Source organism: Peribacillus sp. NPDC097225, from assembly GCF_044761955.1.
GTDB lineage: Bacteria > Bacillota > Bacilli > Bacillales > DSM-1321 > Peribacillus.
Map to the genome: position 1 here is coordinate 730,484 of NZ_JBIWDJ010000001.1, position 19,448 is coordinate 749,931.

Sequence of the window (19,448 nt, forward strand, 5' to 3'; positions counted from 1 at the left end):
AATCATTGTACCCCTCCATTATGAAGCTTGTTTAAAGGAAGTGTAAAGCCTGTGTAAACTCTACCTATTCCCTTTCAATTTTTTATTCAACGTGACGGTGAACGTCGTACCGGTTCCCGGTTTACTCTCTACGTTAATTTTGCCTTTATGAACTTCCACGATATGTTTGACGATGGCAAGTCCAATCCCGGTTCCACCTGAATCTCGGCTCCTTGCCTTGTCGATTCGATAAAATCGTTCGAATATCCTCGGAAGCTCTTTCTCCTCAATCCCGATTCCATTGTCCTGCACGATCACATCCACGGTTTGTTCCTTCTCCGCAACCGTTACAGTCACAATCCCACCATTTGGTGTATAAGCTAAGGCATTGGTAATCAAATTGATGAACACTTGTTTGATCCGATCTGATTCCCCTTCAATAACCACTGAATGCGAAGGCACTTTGACTTCGAGTGAGATTTCTTTTTTTCGTAGTTTACCCATGAGCATTTCCTGGATTTCTTTAAGGATGGTAGTCATATCTACCTTGTCCGTTTTCAGGACAAATTCCTGCTGTTCCATTTTGGATAAATTAAGAAGTTCCTGAATGAGCTCTTGAAGCCGATCGCTTTCGTTTAAAATGATCGATAAAAAGTGCTTTAAGGTTTTCTCATCCTTCCAGGCCCCATCCAGCAATGTTTCCGAAAAGCCTTTAATAGAAGTAATCGGTGTCCTCAATTCATGAGAGACATTGGCCACAAAATCCTTCCGCATTTGTTCCAGTCTTTTCAGTTCAGTGATGTCATGGAAAATAAGCAGGATTCCCTTCCATTCATCATAATCACCGATAATGGGGGCTCCATAGATTTCGAAATGCTTTCGTTTAAGGGCAAGCGGAATTTTCACCTGACGTTTTATCGTTTTTTCCGTCCTGAAAATCTCTTCTATTAGAGCTATGACTTCTTCATCCTTTATCACAGAATAATAGTCTTGATATAGGAATGTATGCGAATCTACATCAAAGGTTTTCTTGAATTCCCGGTTGATTAGCGTTGTATATCCTTTGCTGTCAATTAACAGCACACCACTCCCCATATTTTCGACGAGCGTTTCCAAACGATCCTGGTTCATTTCCCTCGCCATTTCGGTTTCTTGGAGGTTCCTTGCCAGGATATTCAACGAGTTCGTCAACATCCCCGTTTCATCTGAATGTTGCTCGAATTTTCGGGTACGGTAATTTCCTTTTGCCAGGTCAATCGCTGCCATTGTGGCCTCTTCAATCGGCCGGGTGTAATAGGAAGTGATTTTACTTGCCAGCATCAGGATGATGATCAAGGCTGCACCCAAGCAAATGACCAATATGCTCCACATTTGCCGGTTGACTTGTTGAATTGCCTCGATTTCATTACTATGGATGACAAATCCTTCAATCTCGCCATCCTTTTCAACGGCGCTCCAGTAATAATGAAGGTCCGAATCCCCCTCCACCACTTCATAGCCTTCACGCTGCTCCCCCGTTTTTTCAAGGGTGATTTTCCGAAGGACTTCTGCATGGCTATCAAGCAACTCATTTGAAGAGGACGAATCATATAAAACCTCTCCATCTGTCGAAAGAATAGTTAAGTTGGATTCAAGCAACGGCGTTAGTTTCGACGTTTTACCTTTTTCCAAAAAGGAGGTGATACCGCCATGCTCTTTAATATATGTAGAAATGAAAAACGTTTCATTTTGAATTCGTTCGTTGAATGTTTTAATATAATAGCTTTTGAAAAGATGGCCCAACAAAAAACCAACGGCCATCAGTACGACCATCACCAGCGTGATGAGGGTAAATAGCAGTTTCTTACGGTAGGTCGTCATTCTCTTTTAGGCTCCTCGAACTTGTAACCCAAGCCCCTTATCGTTTTGATATACAGAGGTTTTTTTGTGTCTGATTCAATTTTCTCCCTCAGATGGCTGATATGGACATCCACGATACGAGAATCTCCGGCAAAATCATAATTCCACACCGTGCTCAATAATTGATCCCTCGTTAACACTCTTCCTTTATTCTTCACGAGGTATAAAAGTAATTCAAATTCCTTTGGAGTCAATTCTAGTTGATTCTCCTCGAAATAGGCTTCATAGCGTTCAGGAAAGATCTTCAAGTCGCCTATTTTCAGTGAATCATTCTCTGGATCATCATTATTTTCAGTACTATTAGAATGCTGTGATCTTCTTAGTATCGCTTTAATCCGGGCAACTACCTCACGTGGGCTAAAGGGCTTCGTTAAGTAATCATCTGCTCCTAATTCCAGGCCAAGCACCTTATCAAATTCATCATCTTTAGCTGTTAACATCAAAATCGGGATATTTATTTTCTGTTGGCGAAGCTGTTTACACACTTCAAGCCCATCCAATTTGGGTAGCATTAAATCCAATACGACCAAATCAGGACAAAGCTCAACAGCTGCCTGTAAACCTTCTTCCCCGTCCAATGCTGTAATTACAGAGTAACCAGCCTGCTCTAAATTGTATTGAAGTAAGGTAACAATTGATTGTTCATCATCCACTACGAGAATTTTCTTTGACATTAGATCCTCCTGAATTATGTATTACCCTTAAGACATGCTTTTGTCTACTCATCCAATTCTATTATAAAGAATATTATCTGTAATTCACACTTAAAATTCTCTCGTCCTCCCAAAATCACCAATTCCTTTTACTGCCTCAAGTAAGGTAAGGACGAAAAATCCGGGTCGATACATAAAAAGACCACCTGATAGGTGAAAGGAACACAAGCATTCCTGTCACGTTTCGGGCAGTCTTGTTATGAAACGGATGAGTTATTGTAAGATTTTCATGACTGCTTTAACGGAATCGACTGATTTCGAAAGGGCAGCTTTTTCAGATTCCGTCAATTCAAGTTCGATGATTCGTTCAATTCCATTGGCACCTAAGACCGTAGGCACACCAAGGTAGATGCCTTCGAATCCATATTCACCTTCAAGGTAGGCGATTGATGGAAGAACGCGATGTTGGTCTTTCAGGATTGTTTCCGCCATTTCCACAAGGGATGCCGCAGGTGCGTAATAGGCACTACCATTGCCAAGTAGGTTGACGATTTCCCCGCCGCCAGTACGAGTACGGGCAACGATTGCGTCTAGACGTTCTTTTGGTATTAATGTTTCCAAAGGAATGCCTCCGGCGTATGAGTAACGTACTAAAGGCACCATGTCGTCACCATGCCCACCCAGGACGAAACCGGTTACGTCCTTAACCGACATATTCAATTCTTGAGCGACGAACGTACGGAAACGGGCAGTATCAAGCACGCCTGATTGTCCGATTACTCGTTCTTTTGGAAAACCCGATTCCTTGTAAACCGTATAAGTCATTGCATCTACTGGATTGGTTAAAACGATGATGGTTGCATGTGGAGAGTATTTGACCACTTCTTTCGTTACAGCTTTCATGACTTTTTGGTTCGTCTGAACTAAATCATCACGGCTCATGCCTGGTTTGCGGGCGATCCCGGCAGTGATGATGACGACGTCTGAGTCTGCTGTATCTGAGTAGTCGGAAGTGCCGATGATAGAGGCGTCAAATCCTAGAACAGGACCTGCTTCAGCCATATCAAGTGCCTTACCTTTTGTAGGGTTTTCTGATTGTGGAATATCAACTAAAACGATGTCACCGAGTTCTTTTTGAGCGGCAAGGAATGCTGCGGTAGCTCCAGTGAATCCTGCACCAACTACTGTAATCTTTTTACGTGTAGACATGTTAATTCCTCCTTAAAATATGCAAATATTTCGGAATACTTTTAACATCTGTATACATAATTATACGCCTCCCGGAAAAGGAGCTGAAGTCAGCTCTTTTCCTGAAGGCGTCATTAGTAAAAATTAAAGGTTTTTGATTAGCTCGTCAGCGAACTCAGAACATTTAACTTCTTTTGCACCTTCCATTAGGCGGGCAAAGTCGTATGTAACAACTTTAGAAGCGATTGTTTGTTCTACTGATTTAGTGATGCTGTCCGCAGCTTCATTCCATCCAAGGTGTTCAAGTAAAAGAACGCCTGAAAGAAGAACTGAAGATGGGTTAACTTTGTCAAGACCAGCATATTTAGGAGCAGTACCGTGAGTTGCTTCGAAAATAGCATGTCCAGTTTCGTAGTTGATGTTAGCTCCTGGAGCAATACCAATTCCGCCAACTTGAGCAGCTAGTGCATCAGAGATGTAATCTCCGTTTAAGTTCATTGTTGCAACAACGTCAAACTCTCTTGGACGAGTTAGGATTTGTTGTAAGAAGATATCGGCAATAGAATCTTTAACGATGATTTTGCCTTCAGCTTCTGCAGCAGATTGTGCTTTGTTAGCAGCTTCTGTTCCTTCAGCTTCTTTGATTTGATCATATTGGTTCCAAGTGAACACTTTGTCAGCGAATTCAGTTTCTGCAACTTCATAACCCCAAGTTTTGAATGCGCCTTCCGTGAACTTCATGATATTACCTTTATGAACAAGTGTTAATGATTTACGGCCTTCTTTGATTGCATAGTTAAGTGCAGCGCGAACAAGACGTTTTGTACCTTCTTCAGAAATTGGCTTGATACCAATACCAGAAGTTTCAGGGAAACGGATGTTTTTAACACCGAACTCAGTTTGCAAGAAGTCGATAAGTTTTTTCGCTTGGTCAGAACCTTTAGCATATTCGATACCAGCATAGATGTCTTCAGTGTTTTCACGGAAGATAACCATGTCAGTGTCTTCAGGACGTTTTACTGGAGAAGGTACACCTTCGAAGTAACGTACTGGGCGTAGACATACGAATAAGTCTAATACTTGGCGTAATGCTACGTTTAATGAACGGATACCGCCACCGATTGGAGTTGTAAGTGGTCCTTTAATAGCGATTAGATATTCGTTGATGACATCAAGAGTTTCTTGTGGAAGCCATTCGCCTGTTTGGTCAAATGCTTTTTGTCCAGCTAAAACTTCTTTCCATTCAATTTTCTTTTCGCCATTGTATGCTTTTTCTACAGCTGCGTCTAAAACGCGTACTGCTGCTGCCCAGATATCAGGACCGATTCCGTCACCTTCAATGAAAGGAACGATTGGATTGTTTGGTACGTTAAGAACACCGTTAGTAACTGTGATTTTTTGGCTTTGTGTCATGTCTCTTTACCTCCGATTCAAATTCAAAGGCTAGTTGGTCTGCCTTATAATTCTTGGCAGAACCACTAACCTCGTTTACTCACATCTTTTAATTTACTACAAATCCGATGAAATTAAATATAAATTTTGAAAAAACTTTTATTTATTCAAAAATTTTATCGATTTTCAATCGGAATGTACTTTTGCATACCTGGTCCAACATACTCTGCACGTGGACGGATAAGGCGGTTGTTTGAATATTGCTCAAGGATATGAGCGATCCAACCTGATGCACGGCTAACAGCAAAGACTGGTGTGAATAGGTCATGCTCGATACCTAGGCTGTGGTATACAGAAGCTGAATAGAAATCTACGTTTGGCGGAAGATTTTTTTGACCAGTCACGATTTCGTGAATTTTAGTCGACATTTCATAATATTGAGGCTGACCAGTAAGCTCAGTCAATTTTTTAGACATTTCTTTAAGGTGTTTAGCACGTGGGTCACCTTTACGGTATACACGGTGGCCAAAGCCCATGATTTTTTCTTTGTTAGCTAGTTTTTCGTTGATATAAGGCTCAACGTTTTCTACTGAACCGATTTCTGTAAGCATTTTCATAACTTGTTCGTTAGCTCCGCCATGAAGTGGGCCTTTTAATGCGCCAATGGCAGATGTAACGCCAGAATAGATATCAGAAAGAGTAGCAACGCAAACGCGTGCAGTGAAAGTAGAAGCGTTTAATTCATGGTCAGCATGTAGAACCAATGCTTTGTTGAATGCTTCTTCTTCGATTGCAGTTGGCTCGTTACCACTTAACATATATAAGAAGTTAGCAGCGAAGCTTAGATCTTTACGTGGTGCAACCGCTTCCTTACCTTGACGGGTACGGGCGAAAGTTGTTACCAACGTTGGGATTTTAGCTTGGATGCGAATGGCTTTACGATAGTTAGCTTCTTCACTCATTACGTCAGCTTCTTCATCATATAGACCAAGAAGTGATACCGCTGTGCGAAGAGCACCCATTGGATGTACTTTATCAATTGGGTATGTTTTGAAATGATTAACAACTTCTGCAGGAAGTTCTGCGTTTTCAGCTAGTTGTTTAGTTAATTCAGCTAATTGGCTTTTGTTTGGAAGAGCTCCATGCCATAAAAGATAGATTACTTCCTCAAAAGTGGCATTTGTAGCTAAATCATCGATATCGTACCCAACGTAAGTTAGTGTATCGTCGATAATCGAGCTTACGGATGAAGTGGTTGCTACCACACCTTCTAGACCTTTTGTTGCTGTCATATAAAATCTCTCCTTTTTCTAAAATTCCCCTATATCCTTGCTCATTACGTATAAATATAGCGCTTCCAAGAGTAAGCTATCCTACCCAACCATCTATTTTTTAGCTGAAGACATGCGTCACCCATCGATAAGTATTCACTGATGTGAATGCCAATCAAAGGAGCATGCACGACCTTTTACAATCGCTTATACGAATTCTAAAAATTAATGCTTGTAGCTTCGCTTCCTAGTGAGCGCTTGCTCAAATAACTACACTCTTTTTTTAGATCATCAGAAACTACTATTTCTAAATCCTAATATAATGACTCGGAGTAGTTACAACATTATTATAAACAATAATCACTTTTTTGGGAATGAAAAGCGCTTAAAATATGAAAAAATTATTATTTCATTAGAAAAATCTCTATTCCTAATCCACCTTTTTTTTCAGCTTTTTCCACCACATTATTACAAAAAAACGAAATGAAGCAGAATAAATCTAACATAGAAAAGAAAAAAAGATTCCAGAAAAATTAAACAATTACTATTCATTCCCTGTGTCAATTATTTAAAAAAATCAAAAATCTGCATGCATAAATAAGCAATTCCAGCACCGATCAACGGACCTACAGCCACACCTTTGAATAATGCGACGGCTAGAATCGTCCCAAAAACCAAGGCGGTTGTAATATGTGGATCGTGAGAAAGCAAGGTAATTCCATTTTTCGCAATCAAGGCAACAGCTATACCAGAAGCCAGCGCAATCCATGCATAGGGCGATTTAATCGCATCCCCCAGTTCCTTGAAGCCAATCGCCCCATTAGCAATAGGGATGAGCACTGCAATCGTAATAATCGTAACGCCTAGGTTGATTCCCTTTGCTTCTAAATAAGGGAACACTTTGGCATCAAGACCAATGATTTTCATGAGTAAAAGAAAACCTGCTGCGGCAATAAGGGATGTGTTTTTCCCAAACCAACCGATTGCCGCAAGTAAAATTAAAAACACGACCGGGCCGTTTATCACTTCTCCTCCTCCTCTTTCCTTTTTGTTATTTTAACATAACAAACCGCCTGTTTACCTTTGTCAAAACCCATGGTATTTATTTGGCTACCAATAGAAATAGTTCAGATTGGATCCAAAAGGAACTTTCCTTTCTTTACCATTGTCGTTACAATTATAATACAATGCAGCCGTTAGAAGGAGGGAATGTCTTGAATCCTGTTTACATCTACCGTTTCATTCGTTTCATATCAGTCATCGGAATCATCATTTTGGGCGGGATCTCCTTATTTTATTTATCTAAGTATACGTATCCATTCATTATTGCCATGATCATTGCTTTCTTGATGAACCCCCTTGTGACTTTCTTCGAAAAGAAAGCTCACTTGCCACGAGGACTTGCTGTATTTGTCTCCCTATTACTCATTTTCCTTATTTTTGCCGGACTCATCACCCTATTAGTTACCGAAATCATATCAGGTACTAATTACCTTGCGGGTGTGATACCGGAACATATCGAAACCATCGTAGATTACATAGAAACGCTCATTGCCACCAAGATCATTCCCCTATATAACCAAACCACAGCCATGTTCAATACATTAGATCAAGATCAGCAGGACACCATCCTAAAGAACATCCAAAATATTGGTGAATCCATCACTACCGGGGTCAGCGGTTTCATTCAGACATTCCTGAAAAACATCCCCGCCATCATCGGCTGGTTTCCAACGACGGTGACAGCACTACTCTTTACCCTACTGGGCACTTTCTTCATCAGCAAAGACTATGACCGTTTCGGACGAATGACGGGAAATGTATTGCCAAATAAACTATTTTCCGGGGCCAAACGTTTATTCCGTGATTTAAAACGAGCATTATTCGGATTCATTCGCGCTCAATTCACTCTAGTTTCATTAACGACCGTTACCATTTTAATCGGATTTCTTATATTAGGGGTCAAGTATTCGATTACCATCGCTTTAATTTGCGGCTTAGTCGATATCATTCCTTATTTGGGTACAGGGACCATCTTCATTCCATGGATCATCTTCGAATTCATCTCTGGGAATACCAGCCTTGCCATCGGGCTGTCTGTGCTTTACATCATCGTTGTTGTCCAGCGCCAACTAATTGAACCAAAAGTTCTTTCTTCTAGTATTGGCTTGGATCCACTTGCTACTCTCATCGCCTTATTCATTGGTTTTAAATTAATCGGGTTTCTTGGATTGATCGCCGGGCCAGTAACCCTAGTCATATTCAATACCCTTCAACGTGCTCATGTCTTTCAAACCATTTGGTCGTACATCATGGGACCGGATACGAAAAAACCTACTCCAAACAAATTTCTTTAGACTCAAAGAAAAATCCGCCCGATATTCGGGGCGGATTTTTTCTATCTATCTCTTATTTTGATGTTTCGAATTGTTCAGCTTCAGTAGAACCAGCAAGTGCTGTTGTAGAAGAAGTTCCACCAGATACAACCTGTGCCACTTCATCGAAGTATCCAGTTCCAACCTCGCGTTGGTGACGAGTTGCCGTATAGCCGTCCCCTTCACTAGCGAATTCTGCTTGTTGAAGTTCTGAGTATGCTGCCATTCCACGGTCTTTGTATCCAAGAGCAAGGTTAAACATGCTATGGTTCAATGAATGGAATCCAGCAAGTGTAACGAATTGGAATTTGTAACCCAGTTTCCCTAATTCGACTTGGTAGCTCGCAATTTCCTCATCACTCAATTTCGCTTTCCAGTTAAACGATGGCGAGCAATTGTATGCTAGTAGTTTTCCTGGGAACTCAGCATGAATCGCTTCGGCAAAACGACGGGCATCTGCAAGGTTTGGCTCGGACGTTTCACACCAGATAAGGTCAGCGTATGGTGCATAAGCCAGGCCACGAGCAATCGCTTGGTCAAGTCCCGCTTTCGTGCGGTAGAATCCTTCTGGAGTACGTTCGCCTGTGATGAATGGGGCATCGACTGGATCGATATCATCCGTGATCAAGTCAGCGGCGTCAGCATCCGTGCGAGCAATCAATATAGTCGGTGTTCCCATTACGTCTGCAGCCAAGCGGGCAGAAATCAGGTTACGTACGGCAATTTGTGTTGGAAGAAGCACTTTCCCACCTAAATGGCCACATTTTTTCTCGGAGGAAAGCTGATCTTCAAAGTGAACACCGGCAGCTCCAGCTTCGATCATCCCTTTCATTAGTTCGAAAACATTAAGGGCTCCACCAAAACCTGCTTCCGCATCAGCTACGATAGGGGCAAACCAATCGATATCGTCTTTTCCTTCAGCAAAGCTGATTTGATCGGCCCGTTGCAGTGTTTGATTGATGCGTTTAACGACTTGTGGTACAGAGTTTGCTGGGTATAAGCTTTGATCCGGGTACATCTGGCCAGCGATATTCGCATCTGCAGCCACTTGCCAACCACTTAAATAGATGGCCTTTAAACCCGCTTTTACTTGTTGCATCGCTTGGTTACCAGTCAATGCTCCTAGTGCATTGATGAAATCTTCTTGTTTCAGGAGATTCCATAGTTTTTCAGCTCCCCGACGCGCTAAGGTTTGCTCGATGTCAATGGACCCTCTTAATTTGATAACTTCCTCAGCTGTATACGTACGTTTAATTCCATTCCATCTTGAATCAGTTTCCCAGCTTTGTTGTAATTGCTCTACTCTTTCGTTCGTCATTATATTTTCCCCCTAATAGTTTATAGTACGTTCATAATTGATAGAATATTAAGATAATTTTTCGTATGCTGGATTCGTTAAGAAATCAGCGAAGTCTTCAGCCACAATCAATTCTTCGAATAGTTTAGTAGATTCTTCAAATTTCCCTGTTTTGAAAGCTTCTTCACCAATCTCGGATTTAATGACTTCCAATTCTTCCTCTTTAATTTGATGGAATAATTCTTCCGTCACTTTCCTGCCATCTTCTAGTATGCCTTTAGGATGACGAATCCACTGCCACACTTGAGCGCGGGAAATTTCTGCTGTAGCGGCATCTTCCATCAAGTTATTGATAGGAGCCGCTCCTCTACCACATAACCAGGAAGCGATATACTGAATGCCGACGTTTATATTTGTCCGTAAGCCAGCCTCCGTAATGGATCCTTCTGGGACTTCCAGCAAATCTTTAGCCGTCACTTCTACATCTTCACGTTTGCGGTAAATTTGATTCGGTTTCGGAACAAGAAGGTCAAACACTTCTTTCGCAGTACTGACCATGCCTGGATGAGCGACCCATGTACCGTCATGCCCATCTCTCGCTTCACGTTCTTTATCCGCACGAACCTTCGCGAACGCCTCATCATTCTTGACCGGGTCATTCTTGACCGGAATTTGGGCAGCCATTCCACCGATTGCCGGAGCATTACGGGTGTGGCAAGTCTTGATTGCGAGAAGGGAGTAAGCTCTCATGTTCGGAACCGTCATTGTAACCTGTAATCGATCTGGGAAGATTACGTCCTCTGAGTGACGGAATTTCTTCAGGAAGCTGAAGATGTAATCCCAGCGACCGCAGTTTAGGCCTGCTGAGTGTTCTTTCAACTCATACAAGATTTCGTCCATTTCGAATGCTGCAAGAATCGTTTCAATTAGTACCGTCGCTCTAATTGTCCCCTGCGGAATTCTTAAATCATTCTGGGCATAGACAAAGATGTCATTCCATAATCTGGCTTCGAGATGACTTTCCATCTTCGGAAGATAGAAGTATGGACCACTTCCATTTTCGATCAATGCTTTCACATTATGATAAAAGTAAAGACCGAAGTCGAATATGCTGGCGGATATAGGCTGTCCATTTAATAGAACGTGTTTTTCTTCCAAGTGCCAGCCACGGGGTCTGATTTTCAAGACTGCCGTTTTTTCATTCAATCTATATACTTTACCGTTTGGATTTTCAAATGAGATGGTACCGCGGATGGCATCCCTCAAGTTCAGTTGCCCATCTATGCAATTTTCCCAAGTAGGCGAGTTGGCATCTTCAAAGTCTGCCATAAACACGCAAGCCCCTGAGTTTAATGCATTGATGATCATCTTACGATCAACCGGCCCTGTAATTTCAACCCTGCGGTCTTGCAAGTCCTTCGGGAGGGGAGCGATTGTCCAATCACCTTCACGGATATGTTTCGTTTCCTCCAGGAAATCAAGCTGCTTTCCTTGGTTTATTTCCTCTTGGACCGTTTTACGTCGCTCTAACAGTTCCCTTCTCCTTGCACCGAACTGCCGTTCAATCCGTTCAATGAATTGAAGCGCTTCCGTAGTAAGTATTTGTTCATATCCAGGCTTGATATCCCCTGTTATTTGTAAACCTTTTGCTTCAGTAATCATGTTGCTTTCCACATCCTTTCAAACTCTTATATGTTATAATACAGTTATTTTATTTCCTGTTTGTATTATATAACACGCTGTATAAATTTGTCACCTACTTTTCCAACTTTTTTAAAAAAAGATATTAATTGACTACAGAAAGCCTGGTATATAGGCATTTCCATTAGAAAAATAATTGAAAATATTCTGTTTTTTTATTTCTTTCTTTCTTCCTTGTCCATTTTTTGCATGAAACAGTTAAGATTTTGAGTGGCAAGATTTCCTTCATATGTGGAAGCATTTATGGGGTGAACGCAAAAAAGGCTATCCACATTCTTATCTTTGTGGATAGCCTTTTTCTATTTATGTTGAATGATCGTTACTTTTCCTTTATTCATCCTGTTCATCATAATCCGAATAACAATTGGTTTTAGAAGATTACGGGTGGGTGGAAATACCAGGATCAATCCCAAGACATCCGAAATCAGTCCGGGTGATAGCAACAGAGCGGATCCGATGAAGATACAGATTCCATCGACGATTTCATTTCCAGGCATCATCCCTTGACGAACCTGACCCTGTGCCTTTTTCCATATTTCCATTCCTTGGCGTTTAGCCAAATAAGCTCCGATTAAACCAGTGGCTACAATTAGGAACAGCGTTGGCCAAAACCCAATCAGATTGCCAGATAATAAGAGGACAATAATCTCAATGATCGGCATCGCAATGATAAACAATAAAAAGTACTTCATTTACATTCCTCCTGCACAGCCCACTTCTGGTGCGGTACACCTATCTTACATCAACGATTGGATTTCATCCAAAATTTTGTTTTACAAAACTTTGGCATGACCATCATAAATGATTCCACGGCTGGCATCGACCGTTATTCTCTGTCCATCCTTAAAGGCCTTTGTCGCATTATCAGCCCCGACAATGACAGGAATGCCTAAGGTAACGCCGACAACTGCCGCATGGCTAGTCAAACCGCCTTCTTCAGTAATCAATGCGGCACACTTTTCTATTGCCGGCATCATTTCACGATCCGAACCGATTGTAACCAAAACAGATCCTTCTTGTACTTTTTCTAAGGCTTCCTTGGCATTCTTGGCAACGACCACTTCACCCTTCGCTGTTTTCCTACCGATTCCTTGAGCCTTCAATAGAACCTCTCCTAACACATGAATTTTCATCAAGTTAGTCGTCCCTATTTCACCTACAGGCACACCAGCGGTAATCACCACTAAATCCCCATGGGAAACGATTCCGGATTCCAGGCTTTGGTCAATCGCTGTTTGGAGCATATCATCTGTCGTCTCTGCTTTAGGTCCCATCTGCGGATAAACGCCCCAGACCAATGCAAGCCGTCTTGAAACATCTTCATTAGAGGTAACGGCAATGATAGGCGCTTTTGGACGATACTTAGAAATCATCCGTGCCGTATGACCACTTTCAGTCGGTGTGATGATTGCACCTGCATTAAGGTTAAGCGCAGTATGTGCAACGGATTCCCCAATGGCATCTGTCACATTATGTCGATCCGACTTACTATTCCTTGTAAGGATATCCCGATAATTAAGCGCTGTTTCTGCACGTGAAGCAATATTATGCATAGTCTGAACGGCTTCGACTGGGTAAGTTCCCGCAGCTGTTTCACCAGAAAGCATGATGGCATCCGTTCCATCGAAAATCGCATTCGCCACATCACTTGCCTCAGCTCGTGTCGGACGTGGATTACGCTGCATAGAATCAAGCATTTGTGTAGCGGTAATGACCGGTTTGCCTGCATTGTTACATTTCTTGATCATATCTTTTTGAACAAGTGGCACTTCTTCCGCAGGGATTTCAACACCTAGATCACCACGCGCAACCATCAAACCATCAGCTACTTCTAAAATTTCATCGAGACGGTCCACGCCTTCCTGGTTTTCAATTTTAGGGATGATTTGAATATGCTCTGCTTTATTTTGTTGCAACAATTCCCGGACTTCCAGTACATCCGACGCCCTGCGGACGAAAGAAGCGGCCACGAAATCGATTCCTTGTTCGATACCGAAAAGGATGTCCTTTTCATCTTTTTCCGTGATCCCTGGCAAGTTTACGGAAACGCCAGGAACGTTGACGCCTTTTTTATTTTTCAATGTACCGCTGTTTAGGATTTTCGTATGAATTTCTTTTTTTGTTTCATCAATTGCTAACACTTCAAGACCAATCAAGCCATCGTCCAGCAAAATTCTAGATCCAGCTTGTACATCATATAGAAGCCCTTCATAGGTAATGGAGAATCTCTCTGGTGTCCCCAAAACTTCTTGCATCGAAATCGTTACTTCTTTACCTGCCGTCAACTCGATCGAGTCATTCTCCATGTTATTCGTCCGTATTTCAGGACCTTTTGTATCAAGCAAGATAGCGACCTGTTTCCCCGTTTTCTCTGATGCTTCTCTTATATTGCGAATTCTTGCAGCATGTTCCTCATGATTACCGTGGGAAAAATTAAGACGTGCTACATTCATCCCTGCCTCGATTAATTGAGCCAATTTTTCTACACTTTCACTAGCTGGCCCAATGGTACATACAATTTTAGTTTTGCGCATGGTGTCAACCTCCTAAAGAAACTCGTCCTCTACCGCCATATGACGGAGAGTGACGTAGTATTAAACATATTTTTTTCAATCATTTAAATAGACAATTCTTCTGATAGGTCATACATTTTCTTATCAATCGTGTGCTTCTTCGATAAGGCATCGATGATATCGTAATCAACCAGTTTATTTTCCTCAATGCCCACAGCCCTGCCACCTAAACCTTCAAGAAGCAATTCGACTGCGCGGGCGCCAAGCCTGCTTGCCAACACACGGTCAGACGCAGTAGGAGAGCCGCCACGTTGTACATGACCCAGAACCGTAACACGCGTTTCGAACCCTGCTTTCGCTTCTATCTGTTTGGAAATCTCCATGGCACTGCCTACACCTTCTGCCACAACGATGATACTATGCTTTTTCCCGCGTTCATGTCCCCGGTTCAGCTTTCCTATCATCTCTTCCATATCGAAATCGTATTCCGGGCATAAAATGGTCTCAGCCCCTCCTGCAAGACCGGCCCAAAGAGCAATGTCACCGGCGTTTCGGCCCATCACTTCAACCACATACGTCCGTTCGTGGGAAGTCGCTGTATCCCTGATTTTATCAATCGCATCGATGACCGTATTAAGGGCTGTATCAAAACCAATCGTAAAGTCCGTTCCCGGAATATCGTTATCGATCGTTCCCGGAACGCCAATGCAAGGAAAACCTCGTTCCGTCAATGCCTTCGCTCCAAGGTAAGACCCGTCACCGCCAATGATGACGATGCCCTCAATACCCACTTTTTTCAGTTGTTCAATTGCCTTTAACTGTCCCTCTTCCGTTTTGAATTCAGGACAGCGGGCAGTATGTAACATCGTGCCTCCGCGGTGTATGATATCCCCGACAGAACCAAGCTCAAGACGTCTTATGTCGCCATTGATCAACCCTTCATAGCCATGGTAGATGCCATAGACCTCCATCTCATGAAAAATCGCTTTCCGGACGACTGCCCGGACTGCAGCATTCATGCCTGGAGAATCCCCTCCACTTGTTAATACCCCTATTTTTTTCATTATGTTCACCTCTCCTACTGCGCTAATGACATAAAACTTTTCAATAACCTCATTGTACCCTTTTTTCACCTAAGATAAGCAAGGAACTCTTCTTACTGCTTAATCCAATGTATTAAGACTAACGTATTCTGAACAGAAATTGAAGTAAATTGCGTTAAAGATTGTTTTATTTCCCAAAATAGGAATCAATTTAGTCACCTGGGTATTTAAGTATCATATTAAGGTTGAAAAAACGTGTTGCCTGCCGGCAGCACGTTTTTTCTTGGCCATGTATTTATGAATGTTGTTTTACTTCCAGTATCGGTCCTTCTGGCTGTCCTTCAAATTCATATTCACCGATATTTTTAAATTTCATATAACGCTGATTGATCAGTTCCTCACTATTCAGGGAAAGAAGCTCATTGATTGATTGCTTCAACATATCCTTAATCGCTTTGGCTTGCTCCTCGGCATCGCGATGGGCCCCGCCTTTCACTTCAGGAATGATTTCATCAATGACTCCCAATCGGTTGAGGTCAGGAGCCGTGATTTTCATCGTTTCGGCTGCACGCTTGGCTTGGGAAGCATCCTTCCACAAGATAGCTGCTGCTCCTTCAGGAGAAATGACAGAATAGGTGGAGTTCTCCAGCATATAAATCCGATCCGCTACTCCTAGAGCCAAAGCACCACCACTTCCACCTTCACCAATGACAATACTGATAACAGGTACATTAAGTCCTGCCATTTCAAAAAGGTTTTTTGCGATGGCTTCACTCTGGCCACGCTCTTCCGCTGCTTTACCAGGGAAGGCACCCTTCGTATCTATGAAACAAATGATGGGGCGATTGAACTTTTCGGCCTGTTTCATCAGACGTAAAGCCTTTCGATAACCTTCAGGATGAGGCATACCAAAATTACGACGGATATTTTCCTTTGTATCCTTACCACGCTGATGGCCGATGATGGTCACAGCACGTCCATCAAATTCCCCGATGCCGGCTACGATGGCTTCATCATCACCATAATATCGGTCACCATGGAATTCCATGAACTCATTAAATATAAGAGGGATATAATCAAGTGTTGTCGGACGAGCTGGGTGACGAGCGATTTGCACGCGATCCCACGGCTTTAAGTTATTATAAATGTCCGTTTCCAACTTCTCGAGACGCTGTTCCAAGCTTTCAATTTCAGCTGTCAAATCAACATCTGCTCCCTTTGTTATTTCCCTTAGTTCTTTAATCTTGCTTCGAAGCTCTGTGACAGGGCGTTCAAATTCCAATTCGTAAATCATAACCATTCACCACCCGGGGCATGAATTTTCAGGATCGTTGTCAAGGTATCTTTCATTTCCGTCCGTTTAACCACAGCATCCAATTGGCCATGCTTCATCAAAAATTCAGCTGTTTGGAAATCTTCAGGAAGATCTTCATGGATCGTTTGTTCAATGATCCGTCTTCCAGCGAACCCTATCAGGGCACCAGGTTCTGCAAGGTTAATATCCCCAAGAGATGCAAAGCTGGCTGAAACGCCACCAGTTGTAGGATGGGTCATCATCGAAATGATCAATCCACCTTCATTGCTGAACATTTTAAGGGCAGCACTTGTTTTGGCCATTTGCATGAGGCTCAGAACACCTTCTTGCATTCGCGCCCCACCAGATGCGGTAAAAATGATGAACGGTATCTTCAATTCGCCGGCCCGTTCAATCGCCCGTGTGATTTTTTCCCCAACGACGGACCCCATACTTCCCATCCGGAAATTGGAATCCATGATGGCCGTTGATATTTGGAAACCATTTATGCTTCCTACCCCTGTAACCACTGCCTCATTAATTTTGGCCTTCACTTTATCCTTTTCCAGCTTTTCCAGATAATCCGGGAACTGAAGGGGGTTAACGGAAATCATTTCTTTATCAAATTCAGTGAAACTATTGGCGTCGAAAAGAAATTCTATGCGCTCATGAGAGGACATGGAATGATGGAACCCACAATGCAAACAGACTTTTACGTTTTTCACTAATTCTTTTGTATACATGATTTTTTTGCAACCTGGGCACTTCGTCATAATTCCTTCAGGTACATCCTGTTTTTCACGATCTAAAGGAACCGTTGCATATTTCTTCTTAGATTTTGCAAATAGCTCTTTAAGCAAGTCTAATCCTCCCTTTGCCACCAAACCTCTTTTTAAAGAAACTTTGGTCCAAACTATATCAGAAATATATTCAAAATCGTGTAAAATGCTGTCACTCTTCCTTCGACAAATTTCTGATTTTAGTAAGGTATGCTTCGATGGCTTTTTCTTCATCACGTTCAAGCAAATATGTAAGCAACAAAAGATAATCTTCTTTTTTCGTTTTTGTTTTGATTTGCTCTGATGCTCTAGCATAGCTGTTGACAATACGCCAAATTCTTTCAAGCAAACGATTGCGATTTAATATGGCGATCCTCAAGAAGAAATCATCATCATGGAATTCTTCTACCTTGACCCAGTCCATTAACGATTTAACCTCTTGGGCCGTGGCGAAGAAGGCCACGATCTTCAAACAATCGATTTCAATTAACCGTTTGGTCTCGGCTAAATCTTCTTGAACTTTTTTATCTTGCAAAAAAAAGGTTCCCAGAAGCTCGACTAACTTATGCTCCTGGAAATCCCTAATAAACGTTCCTTCACCACGTCTAGTTTCTATCAATCCTAAAAGCTCTAGTGCTCGCAATGCTTCACGGACAGATGAACGTCCAACATTCAGACGGTCGGATAACTCCCGTTCAGAAGGAATTTTATCGCCCGGTAAGAGGTTATCCGCTTCAATCATGCTCCGTAGGCTTTCCACAACATCGAGATAAATTTTGGTTGAAGAAGTACGTTCTGCCAAATTAGTTATTCCTCACTTTGTCCAATGTTTGCTAGTTTTCTTGTTTTTTCTTTAATTTGTTCTGGATCCGCGTGAATTCTTGCAACCCCGGTTTCCATAGCTGCCTTTGCCACGGCTGCAGCGACTGCAGGTGCAACTCTAGCATCAAAAGGGGCGGGAATAACATAGTCTTCATGAAGTTCATGCTCTTCTATTAAACCGGCAATCGCCTGTACAGCCGCCACCTTCATTTTTTCATTGATATGTGTGGCACGTACATCTAAAGCGCCTCGAAAGATTCCAGGGAAAGCCAGTACATTATTGACCTGGTTTGGGAAGTCAGAGCGACCTGTCCCCACCACTTTGGCACCCGCAGCTTTCGCTTCCTCCGGCATGATTTCAGGATTGGGATTAGCCATGGCGAAAATGATTGGATCTTCGTTCATGGAAGAAATCATATCCTTATTCAAAGCTCCCGCGGCAGACACACCGATGAATACGTCCGCTCCCTTGATAACAGTCGCAAGGTTTCCTTGAACCTTATCCCGGTTGGTTACTTTCGCTACTTGTTCTTTTATATCATTCATACCTAACGTACGCCCTTCATAGATGGCACCTTTCGTGTCACACATGATAATGTCACGCACTCCATAGCTATAAAGCAACTTTATGATGGCAATGCCTGCCGCTCCGGCACCACTGGCCACGACTTTAATTTCCGTTATCGATTTTCCTACAAGACGCAAAGCATTTACAAGACCGGCCACGGTTACAATTGCTGTACCGTGCTGATCATCATGAAATACAGGGATATTCATTTCTTTTTTTAATCGTTCTTCGATTTCAAAACAATTCGGTGCTGCAATATCTTCTAGGTTCACTCCGCCGAATGTCGGTTCGAGCAATTTGACGGTCTCTACAATCTTATCCACATCCGTCGTTTTTAAACAGATTGGAAATGAATCCACTCCCGCAAAACTCTTGAACAAGACAGCTTTGCCTTCCATGACAGGCAAGGCGGCTTCAGGACCGATATTGCCTAGGCCCAACACTGCCGTTCCATCAGAAATAACGGCTACCGTATTCCCTTTCATTGTATAGTCATAAACGGTTTCAGGTTTTTCGTAAATTTCCTTACATGGTTCGGCGACACCAGGAGAATAAGCCAAGCTTAAATCCACTGCATTCCTAACTGGTACTTTCGAAACGGTTTCTAATTTCCCTTGATTCAAGCGATGCATATGTAATGCTTCTTCTCTTAATGTCATATTCTCACTCCTAGA

The 19,448-nt window shown here is 42.3% G+C and carries 16 protein-coding genes; 1 reads left to right on the forward strand and 15 read right to left on the reverse strand.

From position 1 onward, the window contains the following. Positions 1-60 precede the first annotated feature (60 nt). From pnpS to ACIQXH_RS03660, 6 genes are all read right to left on the reverse strand, one after another. Positions 61-1,839 (reverse strand): two-component system histidine kinase PnpS, encoded by a 1,779-nt coding sequence (gene pnpS, locus ACIQXH_RS03635; RefSeq protein WP_403122150.1) that lies wholly within the window; start codon positions 1,837-1,839, stop codon positions 61-63. Continuing rightward, a complete protein-coding gene (locus ACIQXH_RS03640) occupies positions 1,836-2,552 on the reverse strand; it encodes a response regulator transcription factor (RefSeq protein ID WP_402874401.1) in 717 nt (238 codons plus the stop codon). Before ACIQXH_RS03640 ends, pnpS begins: the two co-directional genes overlap by 4 nt. A gap of 252 nt (positions 2,553-2,804) precedes the next feature. Beyond that, the gene (mdh, locus tag ACIQXH_RS03645) at positions 2,805-3,740 is read right to left on the reverse strand and encodes a malate dehydrogenase (RefSeq protein ID WP_403122152.1); all 936 of its coding nucleotides are present in this window, start codon (positions 3,738-3,740) and stop codon (positions 2,805-2,807) included. A gap of 123 nt (positions 3,741-3,863) precedes the next feature. Further along, positions 3,864-5,132, reverse strand: coding sequence for an NADP-dependent isocitrate dehydrogenase (gene icd / locus ACIQXH_RS03650; RefSeq protein ID WP_402874397.1), 1,269 nt, complete (start codon positions 5,130-5,132; stop codon positions 3,864-3,866). Between the two features lie 155 nt (positions 5,133-5,287). Next, positions 5,288-6,403 (reverse strand): citrate synthase, encoded by a 1,116-nt coding sequence (gene citZ, locus ACIQXH_RS03655; protein WP_402874394.1) that lies wholly within the window; start codon positions 6,401-6,403, stop codon positions 5,288-5,290. Between the two features lie 543 nt (positions 6,404-6,946). Further along, positions 6,947-7,408 (reverse strand): DUF441 domain-containing protein, encoded by a 462-nt coding sequence (locus ACIQXH_RS03660; RefSeq protein WP_402874391.1) that lies wholly within the window; start codon positions 7,406-7,408, stop codon positions 6,947-6,949. A gap of 188 nt (positions 7,409-7,596) precedes the next feature. On the opposite strand from ACIQXH_RS03660, the gene ytvI reads away from it, so the two are divergent. Then, positions 7,597-8,739 carry a sporulation integral membrane protein YtvI gene (gene ytvI / locus ACIQXH_RS03665; protein ID WP_403122154.1) on the forward strand — a complete coding sequence of 381 codons (1,143 nt, stop codon included), beginning with the start codon at positions 7,597-7,599 and terminating at the stop codon, positions 8,737-8,739. A gap of 52 nt (positions 8,740-8,791) precedes the next feature. Here the strand turns inward: ytvI and aceA are convergent, their stop codons facing one another. From aceA to ystJ, 9 genes are all read right to left on the reverse strand, one after another. Next, a complete protein-coding gene (gene aceA, locus ACIQXH_RS03670; protein ID WP_402874385.1) occupies positions 8,792-10,075 on the reverse strand; it encodes an isocitrate lyase in 1,284 nt (427 codons plus the stop codon). Positions 10,076-10,123: 48 nt separating this feature from the next. Continuing rightward, a complete protein-coding gene (gene aceB / locus ACIQXH_RS03675) occupies positions 10,124-11,716 on the reverse strand; it encodes a malate synthase A (RefSeq protein ID WP_402874382.1) in 1,593 nt (530 codons plus the stop codon). Between the two features lie 338 nt (positions 11,717-12,054). Beyond that, a complete protein-coding gene (locus tag ACIQXH_RS03680; RefSeq protein WP_402874380.1) occupies positions 12,055-12,447 on the reverse strand; it encodes an FxsA family protein in 393 nt (130 codons plus the stop codon). An 81-nt stretch (positions 12,448-12,528) separates the two neighbouring features. Next, positions 12,529-14,289, reverse strand: coding sequence for a pyruvate kinase (gene pyk, locus ACIQXH_RS03685; RefSeq protein ID WP_402874377.1), 1,761 nt, complete (start codon positions 14,287-14,289; stop codon positions 12,529-12,531). Between the two features lie 83 nt (positions 14,290-14,372). Further along, positions 14,373-15,332 (reverse strand): 6-phosphofructokinase, encoded by a 960-nt coding sequence (pfkA, locus tag ACIQXH_RS03690; protein WP_402874373.1) that lies wholly within the window; start codon positions 15,330-15,332, stop codon positions 14,373-14,375. 274 nt (positions 15,333-15,606) lie between these two features. After that, positions 15,607-16,605: an acetyl-CoA carboxylase carboxyl transferase subunit alpha gene (gene accA / locus ACIQXH_RS03695; protein WP_402874370.1), complete on the reverse strand. Its 999-nt coding sequence runs from the start codon at positions 16,603-16,605 to the stop codon at positions 15,607-15,609. Next, positions 16,602-17,465 carry an acetyl-CoA carboxylase, carboxyltransferase subunit beta gene (gene accD, locus ACIQXH_RS03700; protein ID WP_402874367.1) on the reverse strand — a complete coding sequence of 288 codons (864 nt, stop codon included), beginning with the start codon at positions 17,463-17,465 and terminating at the stop codon, positions 16,602-16,604. Before accD ends, accA begins: the two co-directional genes overlap by 4 nt. Before the next feature lie 91 nt (positions 17,466-17,556). Continuing rightward, entirely contained in the window at positions 17,557-18,186 is a 630-nt protein-coding gene (locus tag ACIQXH_RS03705) for a FadR/GntR family transcriptional regulator (RefSeq protein ID WP_402874365.1), read from the reverse strand. Positions 18,187-18,191: 5 nt separating this feature from the next. Then, positions 18,192-19,433 carry an NADP-dependent malic enzyme gene (ystJ, locus tag ACIQXH_RS03710; RefSeq protein WP_402874363.1) on the reverse strand — a complete coding sequence of 414 codons (1,242 nt, stop codon included), beginning with the start codon at positions 19,431-19,433 and terminating at the stop codon, positions 18,192-18,194. Between the last annotated feature and the right edge of the window lie 15 nt (positions 19,434-19,448).

Coding starts and splice junctions, on each gene's coding strand:
- pnpS (WP_403122150.1), bottom strand. CDS start 1,839: ATGACGACCTACCGTAAGAAACTGCTATTTACCCTCATCACGCTGGTG.
- ACIQXH_RS03640 (WP_402874401.1), bottom strand. CDS start 2,552: ATGTCAAAGAAAATTCTCGTAGTGGATGATGAACAATCAATTGTTACC.
- mdh (WP_403122152.1), bottom strand. CDS start 3,740: ATGTCTACACGTAAAAAGATTACAGTAGTTGGTGCAGGATTCACTGGA.
- icd (WP_402874397.1), bottom strand. CDS start 5,132: ATGACACAAAGCCAAAAAATCACAGTTACTAACGGTGTTCTTAACGTA.
- citZ (WP_402874394.1), bottom strand. CDS start 6,403: ATGACAGCAACAAAAGGTCTAGAAGGTGTGGTAGCAACCACTTCATCC.
- aceA (WP_402874385.1), bottom strand. CDS start 10,075: ATGACGAACGAAAGAGTAGAGCAATTACAACAAAGCTGGGAAACTGAT.
- aceB (WP_402874382.1), bottom strand. CDS start 11,716: ATGATTACTGAAGCAAAAGGTTTACAAATAACAGGGGATATCAAGCCT.
- ACIQXH_RS03680 (WP_402874380.1), bottom strand. CDS start 12,447: ATGAAGTACTTTTTATTGTTTATCATTGCGATGCCGATCATTGAGATT.
- pyk (WP_402874377.1), bottom strand. CDS start 14,289: ATGCGCAAAACTAAAATTGTATGTACCATTGGGCCAGCTAGTGAAAGT.
- pfkA (WP_402874373.1), bottom strand. CDS start 15,332: ATGAAAAAAATAGGGGTATTAACAAGTGGAGGGGATTCTCCAGGCATG.
- accA (WP_402874370.1), bottom strand. CDS start 16,605: ATGATTTACGAATTGGAATTTGAACGCCCTGTCACAGAGCTTCGAAGC.
- ystJ (WP_402874363.1), bottom strand. CDS start 19,433: ATGACATTAAGAGAAGAAGCATTACATATGCATCGCTTGAATCAAGGG.